At 64.7% G+C, this 21,488-nt stretch carries 17 protein-coding genes and 1 tRNA gene; 9 read left to right on the plus strand and 9 right to left on the minus strand.

Features of this window, described 5'->3' with window-relative positions:
• Positions 1-33: 33 nt before the first annotated feature.
• Genes FB389_RS04015 through FB389_RS04025 form a run of 3 tightly spaced genes read right to left on the minus strand, consistent with a single transcriptional unit; the run spans position 34 to position 3,271 of the window.
• Complete coding sequence (locus FB389_RS04015; RefSeq protein ID WP_142111479.1) at positions 34-1,572, minus strand: hypothetical protein; 1,539 nt, start codon at positions 1,570-1,572, stop codon at positions 34-36.
• Positions 1,557-2,297: an ABC transporter ATP-binding protein gene (locus tag FB389_RS04020; protein WP_142111480.1), complete on the minus strand. Its 741-nt coding sequence runs from the start codon at positions 2,295-2,297 to the stop codon at positions 1,557-1,559. The genes FB389_RS04015 and FB389_RS04020 overlap by 16 nt, the downstream gene beginning before the upstream one ends.
• Positions 2,297-3,271, minus strand: a complete 975-nt coding sequence (locus FB389_RS04025; protein WP_342776014.1) for a 4-hydroxy-3-methylbut-2-enyl diphosphate reductase — start codon at positions 3,269-3,271, stop codon at positions 2,297-2,299. The genes FB389_RS04020 and FB389_RS04025 overlap by 1 nt, the downstream gene beginning before the upstream one ends.
• Positions 3,272-3,301: 30 nt before the next feature.
• On the opposite strand from FB389_RS04025, the gene xseA reads away from it, so the two are divergent.
• Genes xseA through FB389_RS04050 form a run of 5 tightly spaced genes read left to right on the plus strand, consistent with a single transcriptional unit; the run spans position 3,302 to position 7,771 of the window.
• On the plus strand, positions 3,302-4,531 hold the full coding sequence (gene xseA, locus FB389_RS04030) for an exodeoxyribonuclease VII large subunit (RefSeq protein WP_142111481.1): 1,230 nt from the start codon (positions 3,302-3,304) through the stop codon (positions 4,529-4,531).
• 8 nt (positions 4,532-4,539) lie between these two features.
• Positions 4,540-4,779 (plus strand): exodeoxyribonuclease VII small subunit, encoded by a 240-nt coding sequence (locus FB389_RS04035; protein ID WP_142111482.1) that lies wholly within the window; start codon positions 4,540-4,542, stop codon positions 4,777-4,779.
• Positions 4,776-5,771: a carbohydrate kinase family protein gene (locus FB389_RS04040; protein ID WP_170207858.1), complete on the plus strand. Its 996-nt coding sequence runs from the start codon at positions 4,776-4,778 to the stop codon at positions 5,769-5,771. The genes FB389_RS04035 and FB389_RS04040 overlap by 4 nt, the downstream gene beginning before the upstream one ends.
• A complete protein-coding gene (locus FB389_RS04045) occupies positions 5,764-6,390 on the plus strand; it encodes a carbonic anhydrase (RefSeq protein WP_170207859.1) in 627 nt (208 codons plus the stop codon). The genes FB389_RS04040 and FB389_RS04045 overlap by 8 nt, the downstream gene beginning before the upstream one ends.
• Positions 6,391-6,394: 4 nt before the next feature.
• Entirely contained in the window at positions 6,395-7,771 is a 1,377-nt protein-coding gene (locus FB389_RS04050) for a class II fumarate hydratase (RefSeq protein ID WP_142111485.1), read from the plus strand.
• Here the strand turns inward: FB389_RS04050 and FB389_RS04055 are convergent.
• A complete protein-coding gene (locus tag FB389_RS04055; RefSeq protein WP_170207860.1) occupies positions 7,741-8,352 on the minus strand; it encodes an alpha/beta hydrolase-fold protein in 612 nt (203 codons plus the stop codon). The genes FB389_RS04050 and FB389_RS04055 overlap by 31 nt on opposite strands.
• On the opposite strand from FB389_RS04055, the gene FB389_RS10415 reads away from it, so the two are divergent.
• Positions 8,317-9,165, plus strand: a complete 849-nt coding sequence (locus FB389_RS10415; protein WP_170207794.1) for a hypothetical protein — start codon at positions 8,317-8,319, stop codon at positions 9,163-9,165. The two genes, FB389_RS04055 and FB389_RS10415, sit on opposite strands and share 36 nt — an antisense overlap.
• A 146-nt stretch (positions 9,166-9,311) precedes the next feature.
• On the opposite strand, the gene phoH2 is transcribed toward FB389_RS10415, so the two are convergent.
• Complete coding sequence (phoH2, locus tag FB389_RS04065) at positions 9,312-10,628, minus strand: RNA 5'-3' helicase PhoH2 (protein ID WP_142111488.1); 1,317 nt, start codon at positions 10,626-10,628, stop codon at positions 9,312-9,314.
• A gap of 191 nt (positions 10,629-10,819) precedes the next feature.
• Between phoH2 and FB389_RS04070 the strand changes: the two genes are divergently transcribed.
• The 3 genes from FB389_RS04070 (at position 10,820) to FB389_RS04080 (ending at position 15,085) form a co-directional block, all read left to right on the plus strand.
• Positions 10,820-11,620, plus strand: coding sequence for a TetR/AcrR family transcriptional regulator (locus tag FB389_RS04070; RefSeq protein WP_142111489.1), 801 nt, complete (start codon positions 10,820-10,822; stop codon positions 11,618-11,620).
• A 26-nt stretch (positions 11,621-11,646) separates the two neighbouring features.
• Positions 11,647-14,199 carry an MMPL family transporter gene (locus tag FB389_RS04075; protein WP_142111490.1) on the plus strand — a complete coding sequence of 851 codons (2,553 nt, stop codon included), beginning with the start codon at positions 11,647-11,649 and terminating at the stop codon, positions 14,197-14,199.
• 82 nt (positions 14,200-14,281) lie between these two features.
• Entirely contained in the window at positions 14,282-15,085 is an 804-nt protein-coding gene (locus tag FB389_RS04080; RefSeq protein ID WP_142113524.1) for a polysaccharide deacetylase family protein, read from the plus strand.
• Between the two features lie 671 nt (positions 15,086-15,756).
• Here FB389_RS04080 and FB389_RS04085 read toward each other — a convergent pair.
• The 4 genes from FB389_RS04085 to FB389_RS04100 form a co-directional block, all read right to left on the minus strand.
• Positions 15,757-15,833, minus strand: a tRNA-Met gene (locus FB389_RS04085).
• Between the two features lie 201 nt (positions 15,834-16,034).
• Positions 16,035-19,262 (minus strand): UPF0182 family membrane protein, encoded by a 3,228-nt coding sequence (locus FB389_RS04090; RefSeq protein WP_142111491.1) that lies wholly within the window; start codon positions 19,260-19,262, stop codon positions 16,035-16,037.
• 114 nt (positions 19,263-19,376) lie between these two features.
• Positions 19,377-20,495, minus strand: a complete 1,119-nt coding sequence (locus FB389_RS04095) for a YlbL family protein (protein WP_142111492.1) — start codon at positions 20,493-20,495, stop codon at positions 19,377-19,379.
• Positions 20,492-21,481 carry a Rossmann-fold NAD(P)-binding domain-containing protein gene (locus FB389_RS04100; protein WP_142111493.1) on the minus strand — a complete coding sequence of 330 codons (990 nt, stop codon included), beginning with the start codon at positions 21,479-21,481 and terminating at the stop codon, positions 20,492-20,494. Before FB389_RS04100 ends, FB389_RS04095 begins: the two co-directional genes overlap by 4 nt.
• Between the last annotated feature and the right edge of the window lie 7 nt (positions 21,482-21,488).

The following is a 21,488-nucleotide window of genomic DNA, read 5'->3' on the forward strand; positions in this document are numbered from 1 at the left end:
CCAGCTACGATCGCCAGCGCGCAGATGTGCCCCTCACCGCACCGCGATGACCTTCGCCAAGAGTTCGGGGCCGTTGCGGTCGATCAGGCGACCGCCCCAACGCAGGCCCGCCCAGCATGCACCGCCGCCCACGGCGACCGCGAGCGCCAAGCTCACCCAGCCCAGCGCCACTCCCCCGTGCCAGATCGCTACGATAGCGGGGATCGCAAACGGCACGCAAACCACCATCAGGGCGGCCCACCCAGCAAGCTGGGTGAGCAAATTGACGGCAGAGGTCCCCGATGGTGCGGAAAACGGGTTCTCGCCCGCGGCGGGCACCGGATAGACGAACACGGCCGACAGCACCGAGGCGAGTCCGGCGCTCGCGCCCAATGTCCCCACCGTCACGGCTATCGCGGGCGCGGCCAGGTCCCACCTACCGGTCGACCACAAGCTGCCCACGACCGATGCGACCCCCAACGGAATCGCCAGCGCACTGGCCGCGATGACTCGTCCCGCGCGATCCACGAATCCCGGCAGACCGATCTGCATCCAAAAGGCGCTGCCGTCGTATCCCACGTCCGCAGAGATAGACCACATCACCAAGAACACCAATGCGGGACCGAGCGCTAGCATCGCCAAGCCGCGCCCGCCGGTGGCGAGCACGAACATGATCGGAACGATCGGGGCCATCGCCAAGCCCGCCGCGTAGCGGGCATCGCGCAGCCAGTACGTCAAGCATCGCGCCGCAACCGCGCCCAACGCGGAGCGCGTCCGCCACACCCCAGATAGCCTCCCCGAACGCAAGGCGGTGCGCGACTGCGCCGGGTTTTCCATGGCCCGGCGCAAACCGTCCCACCAAGCCCATACCAAGAGCGCGAACGCCGTGACCGTGATCCCGCTCCGCGCTATCGCGACGCCCCACTCGCCCCGGGCGATCGAGACCGTCACCGCCCACGGGGCGCCGATCGGCGTCCATCCCAAAACGTCGCCGACGCGCGGCGCCACCGTCGCATCGAAGCGGACCGGACCGTGCGCGCTGACTGCGGCGGCGACGATAACCGGCACAGCGACCGCCGCGCCGATCGCCCAGCGCGCGGCGCGCGACCCCAGCAGGCGGCCCACCCAAATCGTGGTCACTCGCGACGCCACCACGCACAACGCGACCCCGGCAAGCGCGCACGGGGCCGCCACGTACCAAAGCTGCTTCCACACGAACGCATTAGCCACCGCCACAACAAGCGTCACGGCACCGGGGACACCGACCAGCGTTGCGATTCCCAACCCCGGCAGCATCCGCCCGGCGGACACCCCAAAGGGCGCGAAGCGGCGCGGGTCGAGCGTCATATCCGCCCCCATCGAAAAGATGGGGACCAACGCCCATCCCGCGACGGCTAGGGACCCGGCGATCACCCACGAGCTCTCGATGAACTCCGCGTCCTGACGGGCCAGCACCGGAATCGAAGCCAGTTGCGCCGTCACCAGGGACAGTCCGTACACCAACGCCAGCACCAGACCCACCACCTGCCAAACCGAACGTCGAAACGCATTGGCCAGCAACGACAGCTTGAGTCGGACTAGGACAGCAACCACGACAATTCCGATCGCTGGGGCAAACCGCCCACGAGTTCCACGAAGCGTTCCTCCAGGCTCACCCCGGCGCGTACCTGTTCCAGGGTCCCCGCCGCGCGCACGCTACCGCCCGCGATGATGGCAACGTGGTCGCACATGCGCTGCACCAGGTCCATGACGTGGCTGGAAACGACGACCGTTCCGCCGGCCGCCGCAAAATCGGTCAGTATCGACCTGATCACCGTCGCGGATACGGGGTCGACGGCCTCGAAGGGCTCGTCCAAAAGCAAAATCTTGGGCGCATGGACCAGCGCACACGCCAGCGAGATCTTCTTCGTCATACCGGCCGAATAGTCGACGACCAGCTGCCCCGCGGCCTCGCTCAACCCCAGGACGTCCAACAACTCATCGCGGCGCAGATCCACATCCTTGCGGGGCACGCCCTGGAGCAGCCCCGCGTAGGTGACGAGCTGCGCCCCGGTGAGGCGATCGAAGAGTCGGGCCCCGTCGGGCAGGATCCCGATCTGGCGCTTGCCGCGGGCCACGTCTGCCCACAGCGATTGCCCCTCAACGTACACATCCCCGGAAGTGGGGCGCAGCAGGCCGGAGGCCATCGACAGGGTCGTGGTCTTGCCCGCCCCGTTCGGCCCCACAAGACCGTAAAAGGAGCCCGGCGGAATGACCAATGAAATGTTGCTAACTGCGCACTTTCGACCGTAGAACTTGGTCAAGGAGCGCAGTTCCACTACACAGCCTCAATCGGCAGCGACCTGCGTGGCGCGCGGCGCGGCCCGGAGCGCAGTTCGCGCGGGAGCGAGAAGAGCAGATCTTCGGTGGCGGTCCGGATCTCTTCCACCGCGCCAAATCCCCGCGCGGCAAGTGATTCGAGCAACTCATCCACCAGTACCTCGGGAACCGATGCGCCGGAGGTCACACCGACGGTTTCGACGGAAGCGAACCAGGATTCTTCAAGTTCGCCCGCACCGTCCACCCGGTGCGCGGTGCGCGCACCGGCCTCGAGCGCGACCTCGACCAATCGCACGGAATTCGACGAATTGGCCGAACCCACCACGATCACCAGATCGCACTGGGGGGCAAGCTTTTTGACGGCAACCTGCCTGTTTTGCGTCGCATAGCAGATATCGTCGCTGGGCGGATCCTGCAAGGCGGGGAACCGTTCGCGCAGCCTGCGCACGGTCTCCATGGTTTCATCGACCGACAGCGTGGTTTGGGAAATCCAGATGACCTTGTTCGGGTCACGCACTACTACGCCATCGACATCCGCCGGGGAATTGACGATCTGGATGTGCTCGGGAGCCTCGCCGTAGGTGCCCTCGACTTCCTCGTGGCCGGCGTGACCGATGAGAAGGATGTCGAAATCATCCTTGGCGAACCGCACCGCCTCCTTGTGCACCTTGGACACCAATGGACAGGTCGCATCGATCGTCGCGAGGTTACGGGCTTCGGCCGCGTCCTTGACCGCGGGCGACACGCCGTGCGCGGAGAACACAACCCTGGCGCCTTCAGGGACCTCGTCCGTATCGTCTACAAAGATCGCGCCGCGCTGCGCCAGCGTGCTGACCACGTACTTATTGTGAACGATCTCCTTGCGCACATAAATGGGCGCACCATATTGTTCCAACGCCTTTTCGACAGCGACAACCGCCCGATCGACGCCGGCACAATAACCGCGCGGGGCGGCGAGAAGAACTTTTTTCACCCGTCCACTGTATCGGGGAATAATGAAGGAATGCTTCCCGCCCGCGCAGCCGACACCACCGAACAAGACCCGTGGCCAGTGCGGCTGCTGTCCGCGAAAATCGAGGAATACATCACGCGGATGTCGGTGGTGTGGATCGAAGGTCAGATTGTCCAGCTCAACCGCCGCCCCGGCGCCGGGATGGCGTTCTTAACCCTGCGAGATGCCGATGTCAACGAATCGCTTCCCGTATCGATCTACGCCAGGGTCCTGGACGCCGGGCCCAAGCTCAACGAGGGCGACCGGGTCGTGGTGCGCGCCAAGGCCACCTTCTGGCGCCAACGCGGCAGCTTTCAGCTCCAGGCCGACAGGATCCGCCCCGTCGGCGTCGGCGACCTCCTCGCGCGCATCGAGCAGCTCAAGCGCGCCCTGGCGGGCGAAGGGCTCTTCGCGCCGGATAAGAAAAAGCCCTTACCGTTCCTGCCAAGGGTGGTCGGGCTCATCTGCGGACGAGAATCGAAGGCCGAACACGACGTGACCGTCAATGCGAGCGCCCGCTGGCCGGGCGTCCAGTTCGAGATTCGGGAGGTTGCGGTTCAGGGCACGCAGGCGGTAGCCCAGGTCACCCGGGCCCTGGCCGAGTTGGACGCCATGGACGGCGTCGACGTCATCGTGCTGGCTCGCGGCGGCGGTTCCGTCGAAGACCTGCTCCCGTTTTCCAACGAGACCCTGGTGCGGGCCGTTGCGGATGCGATCACGCCCGTGGTGAGCGCCATTGGCCACGAAACCGACAACCCGCTCGTGGACTTCGCAGCCGATTTGCGGGCCTCGACGCCAACCGACGCGGCCAAGCGGATAGTCCCCGACTACGAAGACGAGGTGCGCGGGCTGGCCAATGCGCGCAGTCGAATCGACCACGCGATCGATACCTCGCTGGCGCGAGAGGCAAGCACCATCGCGGCTCTACGCGCCACGCTGAGTTCACCGTTCGCGATCGTTGAACGCGAAGAGCAACGCGTCAAGGAATTAACGGAGCGACAGCGGTCCCTGCTAGAGGCCACCATCTTGCGTGCCGACCGCGACATATCGACGCTATCCGCGCAGGTCACGGCCCTATCACCGGCTCAGACCCTGAATCGCGGATACGCGATCATCCGCGACGAAAACGGCGTCATTGTGCGCACGGGCGCCACCATTTCGCCCGGAACTCGCATCACAGCGCGTTTGCGCGATGGGACTCTCGATGCAACCGTCCGCGGGTTCCGCCCGACCAGTGGTTAACTTAGACGATGAGTAACGTTGCGGATCTGACCTACGAACAAGCCAGGGATGAACTTGTGACCGTTGTGGGCAAGCTGGAATCCGGCGCCGGGTCCCTGGATGAATCGCTGGCTCTATGGGAACGGGGCGAAGCCTTGGCCGCGCATTGCCAGCGATGGCTCGATCAGGCACGCGCACGGCTCGAGAAGGCTCGCGCCGCCAGTGCGGGCGACGCAGGACTGGAAGATCCAGCAGGAGGCGAATCGTGAACGCACCCAACACCGCGGTGTTCGGATCGGCACCCGACCCCTACAAGGTCCTGGTCGTCGGCGAATCCCTCATTGACGTCGTGCAAAAGACCGACGGCTCGGTCCGCGAGCACTGCGGCGGTTCGCCAGCAAACGTCGCGATCGCCCTCGGCAGGCTGGGCCACGAGGTAAACCTGGTGACGTGGCTAGGCAAGGACGCCTACGCCGATATCCTGCGCGATTGGTTGAACGACTCCGGGGTCAACATCGCGGCGGGCTTAGGGGATGCGCCCTACACCCCGCTCGCCTCCGCCGTGATCGACAAGGACGGTTCGGCAACCTACACGTTCGACCTGACCTGGGATCTGTCAACGAGCGCGCGCGTTCCCGACCAGACTTCCGTCATCCACGTTGGTTCCCTGGCGGCGACGCTCGAACCGGGCAGCGACAAGGTTTACGAATTCATGCGGTCGGCGCGGGAAGCAACAACCGTCTTCGATCCGAACATTCGCCCCAGCATCGTGGACGATCCCGAGAGCATCCGCCATCGCGTCGAGCGCTTCTTTGACGCATCCGATGTCGTGCGGGCCTCCGACGTGGACCTGCTGTGGCTCTACCCGTACACGGACCCGATCGACGTGGCGCGCCGCCTCGTGCGCGAGCGCAGGCCCTCGCTGGTGGTTATCACTCAGGGGCCGCAGGGCGCCACCGCGATCACCAAGAACCACGAAGTGCACACGCCGACCGCTGCCTTCTCGGTCGTCGATAGGGTTGGCGCGGGCGATGCCGCCACCGGCGGCCTGATCGACGGGTTGAGCCAGGCCGGCCTGCTCACGAAGGCTAACCGCGAGCGGCTCGCCGACATCGACGAGCCGACGCTGCAGGCCATTTTGGACTGGTGTGCCCAGCTTTGCGCGTATTGTCTGTCAAAGGAGGGTGCCACCATGGCACGGCGGTCCGATCTTTCGGTATCGCTCAATCTCCCTTGTCACGATGGAGCAAACGATGGTTAAGACCCCGGCGCAAGCCTGGCAGGATCTACATGCGGGCAACGCGAGGTTCATGGCGGGAACGATGCACCACCCGTCGCAGGACGTTCAGCGCCGGCACGAACTCGCGGCAGCGCAATCGCCGTTTGCAGTGATCTTCGGCTGCTCCGATTCGCGCGTTGCCGCGGAAATCATCTTCGATCAGGGCCTGGGCGACGTCTTCGTCGTGCGCACCGCGGGACACGTCCTCGACACGACCGTCATCGGCTCAATCGAGTACGGCATCGACGTATTGGGGGCCTCCCTGATCGTCGTGTTGGCCCACGACCACTGCGGCGCAGTAGCCGCCGCGCACCACACGCTGACCACCGGCGAACAACCCACCGGCTTTGTGCGAGCGATCGTTGACCGCGTCCTGCCCTCGATCGTAAAGACGGGGGGCCCCGGCAAGGAACCGGGCCTGGCCATCAACGCGGAGGAACTGGGCCGCGAGCACGTGCGCCACACCGTCGACATGCTGTACGGCTATTCGGCGCACCTGGCCGCGGCAGTCGATGAGGGCCGCTGCGCGATCGTCGGCGTCGAATACGAACTGCACGACGGAAGAGCTTCCGTGATCGATTCAAGAGGCGACATAAGGTAGGGACATGGAATACCGCATCGAACACGACACCATGGGCGAAGTCAAGGTTCCAGCGACGGCGCTGTACCGGGCCCAGACCCAGCGCGCCGCCGAGAACTTCCCGATTTCGGGAACGCCGCTGGAGCGCGCGCACATCGCGGCGCTGGCGCAGATTAAGAAGGCGGCCGCGCGGGCGAACGCCGAACTGGGTGTGCTGGACCCCGCCATCGCGCAGGCAATAGTCGATGCGGCGGACGCCGTCGCCGCGGGGCACTACGACGGCGATTTCCCAGTGGATGTGTTCCAAACGGGGTCGGGGACCTCGTCCAATATGAACGCCAATGAGGTGATCGCCACCCTTGCCACGCGCGCATTGGGCCGCGAGGTACACCCCAATGACCACGTCAACGCGTCGCAATCGTCGAACGACGTGTTCCCGACCTCCGTGCACATCGCCGCCACCGCCGGAGTCATGCACGACCTGATTCCGGCGCTCGCCCACCTGGCGGACGCGCTGGCCGACAAGTCCCAGGAATTTGCGGTCGTGGTCAAGTCTGGGCGCACGCACCTCATGGATGCCACGCCCGTGACGCTGGGGCAAGAATTCGGCGGATACGCGGCCGCGATCGGCTACGGCATCGAGCGTTTGCAGGCTGCCCTGCCGCGGGTCGCGGAGGTGCCCCTTGGCGGCACCGCGGTCGGTACCGGAATCAACACGCCGAAGGGGTTTCCGCAACGCGTCATCGCGCTGCTGCGCGAGGACACCGGCCTGCCGCTGACAGAGGCGCGCAACCATTTCGAGGCCCAATCGGCGCGCGACGGGCTGGTCGAACTGTCCGGCGCGCTGCGCACCATCGCCGTTTCCCTGACCAAAATATGCAACGACCTGCGCTGGATGGGTTCGGGGCCCAACACGGGACTAGGCGAGATCGCCATCCCGGACCTACAGCCCGGCTCGTCGATCATGCCCGGCAAGGTCAACCCCGTGATTCCGGAGGCGGTCCTGATGGTGGCCGCGCGCGTTATCGGTAACGACGCGACGGTCGCGTGGGCGGGCGCCTCGGGTGCGTTCGAGCTGAACGTGCAAATCCCCGTGATCGCGCTGGGCGTTTTGGAATCGTTGCGCCTGCTCACCAACGCATCGGTGGTGCTGGCGGACAAGACCGTGGCGGGCCTGACGGCACACGTCGATCGCTGCCGCACCCTGGCTGAGTCCTCGCCATCGATCGTGACCCCGCTGAACCGGGTGATTGGGTACGAGGCCGCCGCCAAGGTCGCCAAGCACGCCGTAAAAGATGGCGTCACGGTGCGCCAGGCGGTCATTGACCTGGGCTTCGTTGAGCGCGGGGAACTGACCATCGAGCAGCTCGATCAGGCGCTCGACGTCCTGTCGATGACCTGAGCCAAGCCCCGCGCAATTCCCCCGCGCCAGCAGGCGTCGTCGTGACCACCATCGAATTCGTGGTACATCACCCCCGGGTATCGGGCGACGGTTTGCCGGTGCAGCGGCGCAAGCACCCATTCTCGCTCCCCCACCTCCGCGTAGAGGTGGGTGGCGTTTGTGGCCGGCGGTTTCACCGCTGGTTCCATCCATAGGGACGAGGACTGCGCCACCGCGCTTGCCGCCCCGCTTTCCCACACCCGCAGGGCCGTGAGGCCGCCCAGCGACTGGCCCGCCACGACCGTGCGTGCGGGGTCGGTCGTGATGCGCGGATCGGCGAGACGGGCCCACGCAATGAGCGTGTCGGCGATGTAGCGGGCGGCATCCGGGGAACCGAGATGCCGCCACCGGTTGCTGCGATCCCCGGCCGGCACCAAGACCAGCACGCAGGCGGGCAGCACCTTGGCTCCCACCATCGCGTCAATGACGCCCGGCAGCACCGGCGCCCAGGTTTCGCCGTCCAGCGCAACGATGAGCGGAGCGTTGGGTTGGAGTTCGCCGGAGACGTGCCACCACCCCGTTTGCCCGCCGGGCAGCCGCACCCGCGCGGGCAGCGGCCCGCGCTGCAGGTACGGCCGCTGGACGCGATCGCGGCCGTGGGCTTCAAGGCGGCAACGCTGTCCGTCGAAGGCGACGCTTACCCCGGTGCCACCGTGACGCTGAAGGGCGCCGGATGGGTCAACAAGGCGAGCACCGCCGGATCGAAGATCGCGATCAAGCTCGCCAAGGACGCGAACGCGAACCCGCAATCGGAGTTCTTCGCACCGAACCCGTTCACGACGATTCAGGCGAGTGAAAATGGCACATTCTCGCAAGCAATCACCCTGCCAAAGGAAGGCGTCGTTGCGGGTTCAGTCATCGGAATCCGGGCGCTGTCCGGATCGCTGGCCGACGACGACGTGAATCGATCGGTCGTCACTGCCGTGACGGTGGTCGCCACGCCAACCAACCCGTCCGACCCGACCGACCCGACCGACCCGACCGACCCGTCGAACCCGTCGCAGCCCACCAACCCGTCCGGGACGGGGAGCAACGCGGGAACGTCAGGATCAAAGGCCAAGGCACCCACGAAGAAGGCGCTCAAGAAGGCCGTGAAGAAGGCCCTGAAGGGTAAGGCCAAGGTCGGTAAGAAGGTCACGGTCAAGCTCAGCGGCAAGAAGTTCGCCAAGAATGCCAAGGTTACGGTCCGCTGGGTCGTAGGCAAGAAGGCGGTCAAGGGCAAGAAGGGCACCAACAAGACCTACAAGGTTCGCAAGTCGAACGTTGGTAAGGCCCTGCGCGTGCGCGTCACCGTCAAGGTGCCCGGCGTCAAGAAGGTGACCACGACAGTCCTGGTCGAGAAGCGTATCCGCTAGCGCCTGCGCAACAGCCGGACACGTATTTTCCCGCGAGGCAAGGGGTGTCCGGCCGGTTTCCAACCGGCCGGGCACCCCCATTTTTGTCGATTCGGTCGGGTCGGGACGCGGAGCCCTCGTCCCCTATTCCCCGACGCGTTGAGAGACTACGCAACCTCCAGGGATTCGAGCATTTCGGTGACCAGAGCCGCGACCGCGGATCGCTCCGGGCGCACCAGTGTGGTGTGCGAAAACAGCGGCTGCCCCTTGAGCGATTCGACGACGGATGCAACCCCATCGTGCCTGCCCACGCGCAGATTATCGCGCTGCGCGACGTCGTGAGTCAGGACCACCTTGGCATTCTTACCTATGCGCGAGAGCACGGTCAACAACACGTTGCGTTCCAGCGATTGGGCCTCGTCGACGATCACGAACGCGTCATGGAGCGACCTGCCGCGAATGTGGGTCAGCGGCAGGACTTCGAGCATCCCGCGGTCGACTATTTCCTCCACCACGGTCGGCGAAACCAACGATCCGAGCGTGTCGAAGACGGCCTGTCCCCAGGGGTTCATTTTCTCGGCCTCGGCTCCCGGCAGGTAGCCGAGTTCTTGCCCACCGACGGCAAACAGCGGCCTGAATACGATGACCTTGCGGAATACCTGCTGTTCCATGACCTGTTCTATCCCCGCGGCGAGCGCAAGCGCGGATTTTCCGGTGCCTGCGCGCCCGCCGATCGACACTATGCCGACGGCGGGATCCAGCAGTGCGGCGATCGCAAGTCGTTGTTCGGCCGAGCGCCCGTGCAGGCCGAATACTTGTTGGTCGCCGCGCACCAGTTCGAGGTGCTTATCGGCGCTCAGCCGCGCGAGCGCCGAACCGCTATCGCAGTGCAATACCACCCCGGCGTTGCAGGGCCAGGCCTGCGCCGCAGCGCGCGCCTCATCGTGCAGATCGGCGAGTGCCAGCGCGTCGTTCTGCCACAGGGCGTCGAGTTCCGCGCCAAGGACTTCCAGGTGCTCGACTCCGGTCCAACCCGAATTCGGCGCCGATTGAGCCCGATATTCCTCAGCATTGAGCCCCAGCGCGGCGGCCTTGACACGCATGGGCAAGTCCTTGGAAACGACCGTCACCCCTTCGCCGTCGGCGGCGAGGTTGGCGGCGACCGCAAGTATCCGCGAATCGTTGTCGCCGAGCCTAAATCCCGCGGGGAGCACGCCCTGATCGATGTGGTTCAGCTCGATGCGGATACTCCCGCCCTGGTCCCCCACCGGCACCGCGGTGTCGAGCCTGCCGTGCTTGATGCGCAGATCGTCCAGGTAACGCAGCGCCGACCTGGCAAAGTATCCCAGGTCCGGATGGTGGCGTTTGGCCTCTAGCTCCGTTACAACAACAACGGGGACGACCACGTGGTGTTCCGCGAATCGGTCGAATGCACGCGGGTCCGAAAGCAACACCGACGTGTCGATGACGTATGTCAGAGCCATGATTTCCTCCTCGCGGCACCCTCGCGCCGCTTTCGTTGCGATGCGTCTGGTTAGGTTTCGCGAGCGGGTTGTCCCGTCATGTTCAGTAAATTACATCCGCGTAGTTTGGTCCGCTACCTGGTGTTCCAAGGTTTTACCAGGTGTTCACGCCGGGCCGTGCACTGAGTGCAACTTCGCCGTAGGATTGCCGTGTGAGAAGCGATCGCGAACGACGCTCGAGTGCGTGCCTCGCCGCGCGCGGGAGCGCGGGTGGGGGCGCGGGCACGGCGGTTGCGGATCCCGGCGACGGGACATCCGCGGTCACGAATCCGGCCACGGGCACGGCGGGCGCGGGCGCGGCGTTCGCGGATCCGGGCGGCGGGACACCCGCGGGCGCGGGCGCGGCGGTCGCGCCGAGGCGCCGCTTAGACCGCGAGCGCTGTCACGCAGCACTGCTCGCAGCGGCATTCGACCTCACGCGCACCCGCGGCCCCGACGCTTACTCGTTTTCGGACATCGCCGCGCGTGCGGGCGTCTCCCGGCGCACGGTCTTCAACCACTTCCCGACGCGGGAATCGCTCACGCTCGAAATGTGCGGCCACGTGCTCGCCGCGGCGGTTGATCGCATCGAAGTGACGCTGGCCCGCGACTCGCCAATGAATAAGGACGAGTTCTTCGCCTCCCTCACTAGCGCCCTTCTTGCCGCGGATCTGCCAGCCGCTGCCGCGGACATCACCACTGTCGTGGGAACCGATGCCAGCCCCGCCAAGCAAAACGCGATCTTGCGCCTGGTTCTGGAGCGCGTCAACCAGATATTTGCGGACCATGCGCGCAGGGCGTTCCCGGCGGTCAGCGACTTTGCGATAGCGCTCCTGGTCAGCCAGATCACCAGCGGCATAGTGACCGCCTCGACCTATTGGCATGAAACTTACCGGCCCACCGATTGGCCGGGACACGTCCGCCTGCTCGTCGCAGGCATCGCGACGGGTCACCCCGCATCACCAGCACACTGATCGCACCGATCCGGAAAGGCACTCCCTTGGCTTCATTTCTCTATCGCATCGGTGGCGTCAGCGCCCGCAGGCCGTGGCTCGTGGTCACGGCTTGGATGGTGGTCGTGGCGATCGCCGCAGCGACTTACAGCGCCTTCGCCGGGGCGATGACGTCTCAAATCACGATCCCAAATACGCCCACCTCCAAAGTCACCGACATGCTCGCCAGCGAGTTCCCGTCTGCGTCCGGTGGGAGCGGCACCGTCGTGGTCACCACAGAAGACGGGTCCGCCTTCACCGACGCGCAACGCGCGGCAGTATCGGCTGTCGTCACCGAAATAGGCGACGTCGCCGGGGTCGCCGGCGCGGTCGATCCGTTCACGGTCGAAGAGCAAAAGTCCCAACAGCAAGAACAGCTGGCCGCGGGGCAGAAACAGGCGCAAGAGGCCAGCGAGCAGATCAAAGAATCTCAGGCCACGATCGACGAGGGCCGGGCGGCAATCACCGCCGGGCGCACCGAGTTGGGAAACCAGATCGCACAGGCAAAGGCCGCCGGCCTCTATGAGGCGAACAAGTCCGAGTTCAACCGCCAGCAAGAGGCCCTCGATGATAAGACCACGGAGCTAGACCAGGCGCAGGCCAAGGTCGATGCGTCGACTGCCGCCATCGCCGCTTCCACGCCCAAGGCCGACGCGGGCGCGCAGTTGCTCGCAGCCGCTCGGGAATTCCGCACCGTGGCCGCCGATGGCAGCACTGCAATCATCACGGTGCAGTTCACCGACCGCGCGATGGCCGTTCCGCAGTCCGTGATCGACTCGGTAGTCGGGATCGTGAACACGGCGAACATCGGCGGTGTCAGCTTCTACGCCTCGAACGACCTGGTGCAAACCATTCCGAAGATTCTGGGGCCAGCGGAAATAATCGGTGTCCTGATCGCCGCGATAGTTCTGGTGGTGATGCTTGGAACTGTGATCGGCGCGGGTCTTCCCATCGGCGCCGCTCTCATGGGAGTCGCCGTCGCGACCCTGGGGTCGCTATCCCTTTCCGGCGTCATCGATTTCATCTCAGTGACACCAGTGCTAGGGATCATGCTGGGGTTGGCGGTCGGGATCGACTACTCCTTGTTCATCTTGAGCAGGCACCGTCGTCAGCTCAAAGCTGGGATGGGAGCGGCTGAATCCATCGCATTAGCGAACGGCACGTCCGGCAACGCCGTTGGGTTCGCGGGAACGACCGTAATCATCGCACTACTGGGCCTGAACTTGACAAGGATTCCGTTCCTGGCACTGATGGGCAATGTTGCGGCGTTCGCGGTGCTCGTCGCTATTCTCATTGCTGTAACGCTCACACCAGCGCTGCTGTCGCTGATCGGGAAGCGGATCCTGCGGCGATCGGAGCGCGCCACCATAGGCCACGAGGAGCACGTCGCCCAGACCAATCGCCCCATGAACACCTGGCGCGCGCTGGCGACCGTGCTGCTGGGCGCCGTGGGACTGATCGTGATAGCGCTCCCCGCGACTACCATGCGCCTGGGCCTGCCGGATGGTTCGGCGGAGCCTGTCGGCTCCAGTGCCTACAACGCATACAACGTGGTTGCCGACAAATTCGGGGCCGGCTTCGATGCGCGGCTACTTGTAGTCGCGACCATGCCACAGGCCGTGGACGACGAGTCCGCAACGCTGGCGCAGGCGGCGATGACCACGCAGATCATGAAGTACCCCGATGTCGTGGCCGTCGTCCCGATCGGTGTTTCTGATAGCGGGAAGGTCATCGCCTACCAGGTCATTCCCCGCGAGGGACCCAACGCCGAGTCAACGTTCACCCTGGTCAGCGACCTGCGTGCGGCTTCTCCGCTGACGGTATCGGACCAGAGCATTTCCATAGGCGTGGCCGGATCGACCAGCGCAACGATCGATGTGTCGAACCGGCTCGCCGACGTGTTGCCCATGTACCTATCCGTGGTGGTGGGGTTATCGTTCCTCATCTTGATGATCGCGTTCCGGTCAATACTTGTGCCGCTGATAGCATCCGCCGGGTTCGTTTTGTCGCTGCTCGCATCGTTCGGTGGCATTACGGCGATCTACCAGTGGGGCTGGTTCGCCGGCGTGTTCGACGTCAACTCCCCCGGACCGATTCTGGCATTCCTGCCGGTCCTGACCATCGGAATTCTGTTCGGCTTGGCCATGGATTATCAACTCTTCATCGCTGCGGGTATGCGCGAATCTTTCGTGCACGGGGCGAGCCCGCGAATCGCGGTGCGACGCGGTTACCTAGCGGGAAGGTCCGTCGTCGCGGCCGCGGCCGTGATCATGATTTCGGTATTTGGCGGGTTCGTCTTCGCTGACTCGCACATGATCCGGTCTATCGGATTCGCACTCGCGTTCGGGGTGTTGCTTGATGCCTTTGTGGTTCGCATGATGATAATCCCGGCGGCGATGCACCTTTTGGGAGGCGCCGCGTGGTGGATACCGCGGTGGCTGGACCGCCTGCTGCCCGACGCGGACATCGAGGGGGCCAAGCTCGAGCGCGAGCACCCGCCGGTCGAGCAGGAATCGCCGGTCGAGAGTAACCCGCGCTTCCCCCGGTCGCCGGTCGAGTAAGCCGCGCAGCGGGCATATCGAGGCCACCGCCCCACACCGATTCGGGTAGGCTACAGGTTCTGTCATCTATCACTTTGGGGGCATGGTGAGACGGATAGACCGGCGTGGGTTCCTTAAGCTATCTGGCGCTGCTGCGGTCGGCACTGCAATCGGCGCAGGCGGCTTAGCTGCCACCGAGAAGGTGGCCGCCCGCGGTCACTTGGACTTTTACCACAGCTATGCCGCCAGCATCCACGCTGGCCGCGTAACGCCACCGAAGCACCGCGATGTGTCGGTTGTGTGGGCCGGTCCCGCGGTCAATGAGGTGGCGCTCACCTTTGACGACGGCCCCGCGCCGGACTGGACCCCGCGAGTATTGCGGGCGCTCGCCGATGCACAAGCGCCCGCAACGTTCTTCGTGCAGGGAAATCGTCTGCTTGAAAACGGGCACATCTTGGCGGGAGCAATAACGGATCACGAGATTGGAATCCACACCTGGGATCATTCCGACATGGGGCGAATGTCGCTCGAGGAAGTCACAAACCAACTGGTCCGTATGCGGGATCTGATTGTGGATCGGCTCGCCGTAACTCCCACGCTTATGCGCCCACCCTACGGCCATATCGCAGGATCGACCCTGCTGGCTTGTAACGAACTTGGGCTTACTCCGGTCCTGTGGAACCTGCAAATGCTCGACGCTAACTTCCGTTCCGATCCCGCGGGCCTGACACGATACATAGGTTCGGCGGTGTCCGCCGGCTCGATAGTGCTCGCACACGACGTGGGCAATAGTCAATACCTTGTCACGATCGACGAGTTACCCGCCATCATCGCCGCGATACGCGCCCGCGGGTTCAAACTCGTGACCGTATCGCAGTTGCTCCGCGCGCATTCGCCGGTCGGCTAGCCCGCGCAGCGGGCGTATCGAGACCACCCCCACGCGCGCCGACCCCGCTGGTCGAGTTGCCCGCGCAGCGGGCGTATCGAGACCACCCCCGCACGCGCCGACCCCGCTGGTCGAGTTGCCCGCGCAGCGGGCGTATCGAGACCACCCCCGCACCAAAGATTGATCTCGATACACGCCTCCGGCGCACTCGATCAACGAACACAAACCACCGCACTCAGCGACCCCGCTGGTCGAGTTGCCCGCACAGCGGGCGTATCGAGACCACCCCCGCACGCGCCGAGCGCGCCCCTTCCGGTCAAAACCCCTGCTCAAACCACCGCACTCGAACCAAAACCCCGCACTCGACGTCCCCGGACACCCCCGCAAGCGCCGAGCGCGCCCATTTCAGTCACAACCCCCGCACAAACCACCGCACTCGGACCAAAACCCCGCACTCGACGACCCCGGACACTCCCGCGCGCGCCGAGCGCGCCCCTTCCAGTCAAAACCCCTGCACAAACCACCGCACTCGGACCAAAACCCCGCACTCGACGACCCCGACGTCGCGGACACATTGGACACGTTTATTGCACCCTGAATCGTTTTCGCGGGGGTAAACGGGGATTTGCCATTCTAGACGGGAAATAGACAACGGCCCCTGACCAAGTTTTCCCAGGTCAGGGGCCGTTTCATGGTAGCGGGGGCAGGATTTGAACCTGCGACCTCTGGGTTATGAGCCCAGCGAGCTACCGAGCTGCTCCACCCCGCGTCGCTCGTACTACTTTACTAGACCCGCCCCCAATGTCCAAATTCAAGAACGGGACTTGTCCCTGCCTGAGCACACGCGAACCGCTGCCGACGAAGAAGCTGCTGGGCGGCACACGGCCCGCATAGATGTCAAAGAGCCATCGCACGTGTGCCTCGCGACGCGGGCGGGCAGCCAAAGACACCGGCGCCCGCCCGCCGGCAGCTACTTCCCAGAGGCCGCCTTCGCTGCGCTCTCGGCAGCAACAGCACGGTCCAGTGCATCCTGCAGCGCATCCTGCGCTTTGCCGTATGCGGTGAAGTCGCCCTTCTCCAGCGCCTGCTGCCCCTGATCCCAGGCCGTCTGCATGTCGGTGAGCGCCTGACTCAGTTGCGCGTCGGAATCGGTGTCACCGGTGCCTGAATTTGCATCCGTACCACCGCCGGTACCGTCAGTCGCACCACCCGACCCGGTCGTGTCGGAACCGCCAGAACCACCGTCAGTCGCACCACCCGACCCGGTCGTGTCGGAACCGCCAGAACCACCGTCAGTCGCACCACCCGACCCGGTCGTGTCGGAACCGCCAGAACCACCGTCGGTCGCACCACCCGCCGTACCATCGGTAGCCGTACCATCGGTAGTCGTTCCATCGCCGGTACCCCCCGCGCTAGACGACGCCGTCGCGCCGTCATTATCGGACGTCTCCGCACCGGAATCCCCACCGAATACCTGATCCAAGGCATCCGACAGCGACGTTCCGAAGCCAATCTTGTCGCCGAAGGAAACCATCACGTACCGCAGCAGCGGATATGTCGAACCTTGCGACGAATACGCGTACACGGGCTGGACATACATGAGCCCCCCACCAACGGGCAGCGTCAGCAGGTTACCCAATTCGATCGTTGAGTTGCCCTGCTTCAAATAGGTGAAGGCCTGCGCAACTGCGGAATCGGTATTGAACTGTGTTTGCACCTGGCCCGGACCTGGGACGGTTGCGTTTCGCGGAAGCACCAAAAGGCGCAGTTTTCCGTATCCGGATCCCTTGACGCCCGCGGTATTGCCGGCATCAGCATCGGCGGCCAAGAACCCAGTCAAGATCTGCCTGTCCGAATTACCACCGGGGATAAACGTCGAGGTCAGCGAGAACGAAGACGACTCCTGCCCCGGCATTTGCAAGGTTACGTAGTAAGGAGGCTGCCTTTTGGCGTTTGCGCTATTACCGCTCGTCGAAGTGGTCGGGTCCGCCGGCACCTGCCAAAAGTCCTGCGTGGTGAAGAAGGACGCGGCATCGGTTACGTGGTACCGCGACAGCACGGTGCGTTGCACCTTGAACAAGTCCTCCGGGTAGCGAATGTGCGACATCAGATCGCCAGAGATTTCGCTGATCGGTTTGATGGTGTTCGGGTAGATCTTTTGCCATACCTTCAACACTGGGTCCTGGTCGTCCCACGCGTACAGCGTGACCTCACCGGTGAACGCATCGACAGTTGCCTTCACCGAGTTGCGAATGTAGTTGACCTTCGCCGGGGCGAGCGCGCTGACGGTGCTCGAACTGGCGGTGAGCGAGTCGGTCGTGGCATCGTCGAGCGCCTGCGAGGTGGCATAAGGATACGTCGAGGATGTGGTGTAACCGTCAACCATCCACAGAACTCGTCCATCTACCACCGCCGGATAAACGCGCCCGTCCAGCGTCAGGTACGGCGCCACCTTCTTCACCCGCTCGGCCGGGCTGCGGTCATACAGAATTTGCGAATTCGCGTTCACCCGATCCGAGAAAAGGATCTGCTCGGACCGCATCTCAACCGCGTAAAGCAGTCGGGAAAAGAACGAGTCCAGCTTCGGCCCCGCCGACACAGACGTTGTTGGGTAGGTCGTCTTGACTTGCCCCGTGGCGGAATCGTCCGGGTAGTCCAGTTCCCATGCTTCGGTGCCCTGCGCCGCCCCCACGATGGAGTACTCGGGAGCGTTGGGGCTGAAGTAGATACGTTCCTCGTAGGGCGTTTCCCCGTCGTCGCTCAGCTTTCCGGTCGATGGGATGTCACTTTCGAAGAATGCCGGCGAGCCATCGGATCGGACCTGGTTGCCGTATGCCGCGACAACCCCGAACCCGTGGGTGAAGACCGTGTGCTGGTTCACCCAGTTTCGCTGATCGTTGCCGAGCCCGTTGAGGTTCAATTCGCGCACGCCGATGACGGTGTCATGCGAGGAGCCGTCGAAAGTGTACTTGTCGACGGCTAGGGTCGATTCGAAGTTGTAGTACTGCTTGTTTTGCTGCAACTGGCGGAAAGCCGGCGAGACGATATTGGGGTCCAGTAGGCGAATGGATGCGGTGGTTTCGGCGTCGGATCGCAGCGCCCCCTTTTCCGCGGTCGTCTTTGCGTCGTATTCCTTGACGTCGATGTCATCGAGCCCGAATCCGGCCCGCGTCGCGTTGATGTTGCGTTGGATGTAGGGCGCTTCCAATTCCTGCGCGTTGGGCTGAACCTGGAACCGCGCGACGATGGCCGGATACACAACGCCGATTATCACGCCGGTGACGATCATCAGGCCCACGCCGATCGCGGGGAGCCGCCAGTTGCCGCGCGTCGCGCACGCCACGAACAGCAGGGCGACCAGAACCGCGACCGCCGCCAAGATGGTGCGGGCGGGGATGCCTGCGTGCACGTCGGTGTAATCTGCACCCTGGGCGACCGAGGTGGTCGACAGCAGCGTTTCGTAACGCGAGAACCAAATCTGCACCGCGATCAGCGCCATCACGACGGCGGCGGTGACGTTGATCTGGATGCGGGCCTGGCGCGTCGCTACGAACGACACCTTATTGCTAGCCCGCTGCTGAATCCGCACGCCACCGTACAGGTACTGCAACACCACCGCCGCGATCAGGCTGAAGATCGCAGCGACTAAAACGAATCCGAGGACAAATCGCAACGCGGGCACGGCGAATACATAGAACCCGATGTCGAGGCCGAACTGCGGATCCTTCTCACCGAATTTCTCGGCATTGAGCCACACCTGAAAGAGCTGCCACTGCGCGCCCGCTGACGCGCCAGCGAAAAGCCCGATGAGGGCGGGAATACCGATCGTCGCGACCTTGCGGATCGGTTCGAACGCCTCGCGGTATTGGTCCATGGGGCCGCGCCGCGAGGTCATGGGAGCGTAGACCGGCCGCCCGCGGAACGCGAGGTGCGCGCTCAGCCACACTGGCAGCGCCATCAGCGCAAAGCCGACGACGAACAGGACCGCGGTGGTTCCCCATTGCGTGACGATCACGCGGGTGAATCCGGCCTGCGAAAACCACCAGAACTGTGTCAGGTAACGCGAGGCAGCGAGCGTCGCAACGACCACGACCGCGAGGAAAATCAGCGTGATCCCGAAGGGTCCTAGCCTGCGCTTTGTTCCGTCTCCCTCCCCTCGGGGGGCACGACGGGGCGGATTGGCGGCGGTTGACGTCATCGGTGAATAGCCTCTTCGTTATGGGACAGGCGGCAGCAGAATTCACTGGCTACCGCACCAGCCTTGCACACCCCGCTGAGTTTGTGCACAAAGTTCGCGACGGGCTAAAGAGCTTCACCCGACTCCGGCACACCGCGGCAGATCGTCCGTCTTACCCGCCTTGATGTCACCGAGCACGTCGACGGCTTGCGACAGCGTTTTCACGGCGACGATGCTGATCCCCTTGGGCGGGTTCTGCGTGATATCGGTGCAGTTCGACTCCGGCGCCAGGAACCAGGTCGCCCCCGCCTTCGACGCTCCAACGATTTTGTGATCGATGCCGCCAATCGCCCCCACGTTGCCCTGCACATCGATGGTTCCCGTCCCGGCGATTATTGCGCCGCCGGTCAGATCTTCCTTGCCCAGTTCGTCGACGATCCCCAACGCAAACATCATTCCGGCGCTCGGGCCGCCAACATTTTGCGCGTTGATTGTCACCGAAACCGGCAGGTCATAGTCGGGTTCCAGCAGAACACCAAGCTTTATGGACGAGGCCCCCTCGCCCGCCGAGCCGTCCGCGTAGGGCGCGAAGCGCACCGTCACATCCTTGCCGCCGCGTTGGACCACAACGTCGATGGGGGTATCTGCCTGCAAGGATGCTATGCGCGTGAGAACGGCCTGGTAGGTCGTCACCTTGTGCCCATCCACGGATTTCAGCACGTCACCATCCTTGAGGACATCCATGGCACGCGGGATCGTGTCGTTTGCCGCAAGCCCGGCCTGTTCCCTGGTGACGGTTCCCTTGACCGTCAAAGTCACCGGGACCGTGTAGCCGAGCTCGGTCAGCGCCGCAACGGCCGCATTGTGCTGGGACGACTCCATTTCGGCTTGGCTTTCTTGCTGCACCTGTTCGGTGGTGCTGTCGGCGGGAAAGTAGGCCTCGACGGGAGAAACGGTTTGCTCGGGGTTGATCCATGCCCGCAAGACATCCATCGCGGCGAGCGGCGTATCGGGCGATCCCGTGACGCCCACGGTCGTGAAGAGCAGTTGGCCCGACCCCGCGGGCGAGGCGGTTCCCTCTATCGTGATCACAGGAACAACCTCTCCCTTGGCCGATTCCATGGTGCCCAGGACGTTCCGAGTTTCCCCGGGGCCGACCGTGACGTACGGCATGGGAGCGACAAGCATCCCGATGATCAGCAGCGCCGTCGAGAAGCTTGCGATGTCCTTCAACGTTGGGCGGGGGCGCTTCATGTAACTCCTTTGGAACGGCGAACCGCCATGATCGTACCGGCTGCCGCGACGGCGGCGCCGACGGCTCCGGCCGCGATCGCGCCGCGGCCTGCGAGCAATTTACTGCCAACACCTGGGTGGTTCGCCAGTGCGCCGACCACCGATCTCACGCATTCCGCGGTCGATACCTGGGGCCGCCAACCCGCGTGAAGGAGTTTGCTGGGCATGACGACCCACGAGTCGAGGGTGAATGCCAAGTCCGACACCGGCCCGGGCAGCATTCCCGCGCGATCGAGCCGGAGCGCGATCGACGCGGCCGCCTTATCGCTCAAGGAGAGCGTCCGCCGGCCCGCAATCCGCGCCACCGTCTCCGTCGATTCGGTGTCCGGTTCCCATCCACCCGCCGATTCGCGCGCGGCTCCCGCGACCACGGTCCCGCACAGGCCGGATTCGCCGACCACGACAAGGGCGGATACAAGGTCGCGCACGTGCAAGAACTGCCAACGCTTGGTGTGCTGCGCGGATCGCAGCAGGCGCGGGGCCCCGAAGTTTCGTGTCATCGCCGTATCGATGTCCTGCCCGACCAACGGCGCGGTGCGCACGACGGTAAGGCGCGGGAGGCGATCGGGGTCGGCGTGGTTGCCGGATGCGACCAGCTCCTTGACCAGCGACTCGCCGGCGGCCGCGGTTCCGACCCACCCCAGATCCCCTTGCATCACGGCGAGATCGGCGTCGGTGATATCGGGTCGCTGCGGCCAGGCGCCGCACACCGCGGCAGATGAAACGACGATGACGTGGCCGCCTCCGCCCGCGGCCTGGATGGCGTGCTCCGCATCGACCGTGAGAGCCTCGAGGCGCGCCAGCGATCGGGCCGCACCCGTCGCGTGCGGGCTCCCGGATTCGATGACCACAATCGCCACGAGGCCTGCCCGCCCCTGCTCCCCGCGAGCGTTCAAAACCCCGAGCTGCGCCGAAATGGCGTCCGGCAGCGGACCGCTTCCGAACACTCGGTAC

It is taken from the genome of Rarobacter incanus, assembly GCF_006715765.1.
Taxonomy (GTDB): domain Bacteria; phylum Actinomycetota; class Actinomycetes; order Actinomycetales; family Cellulomonadaceae; genus Rarobacter; species Rarobacter incanus.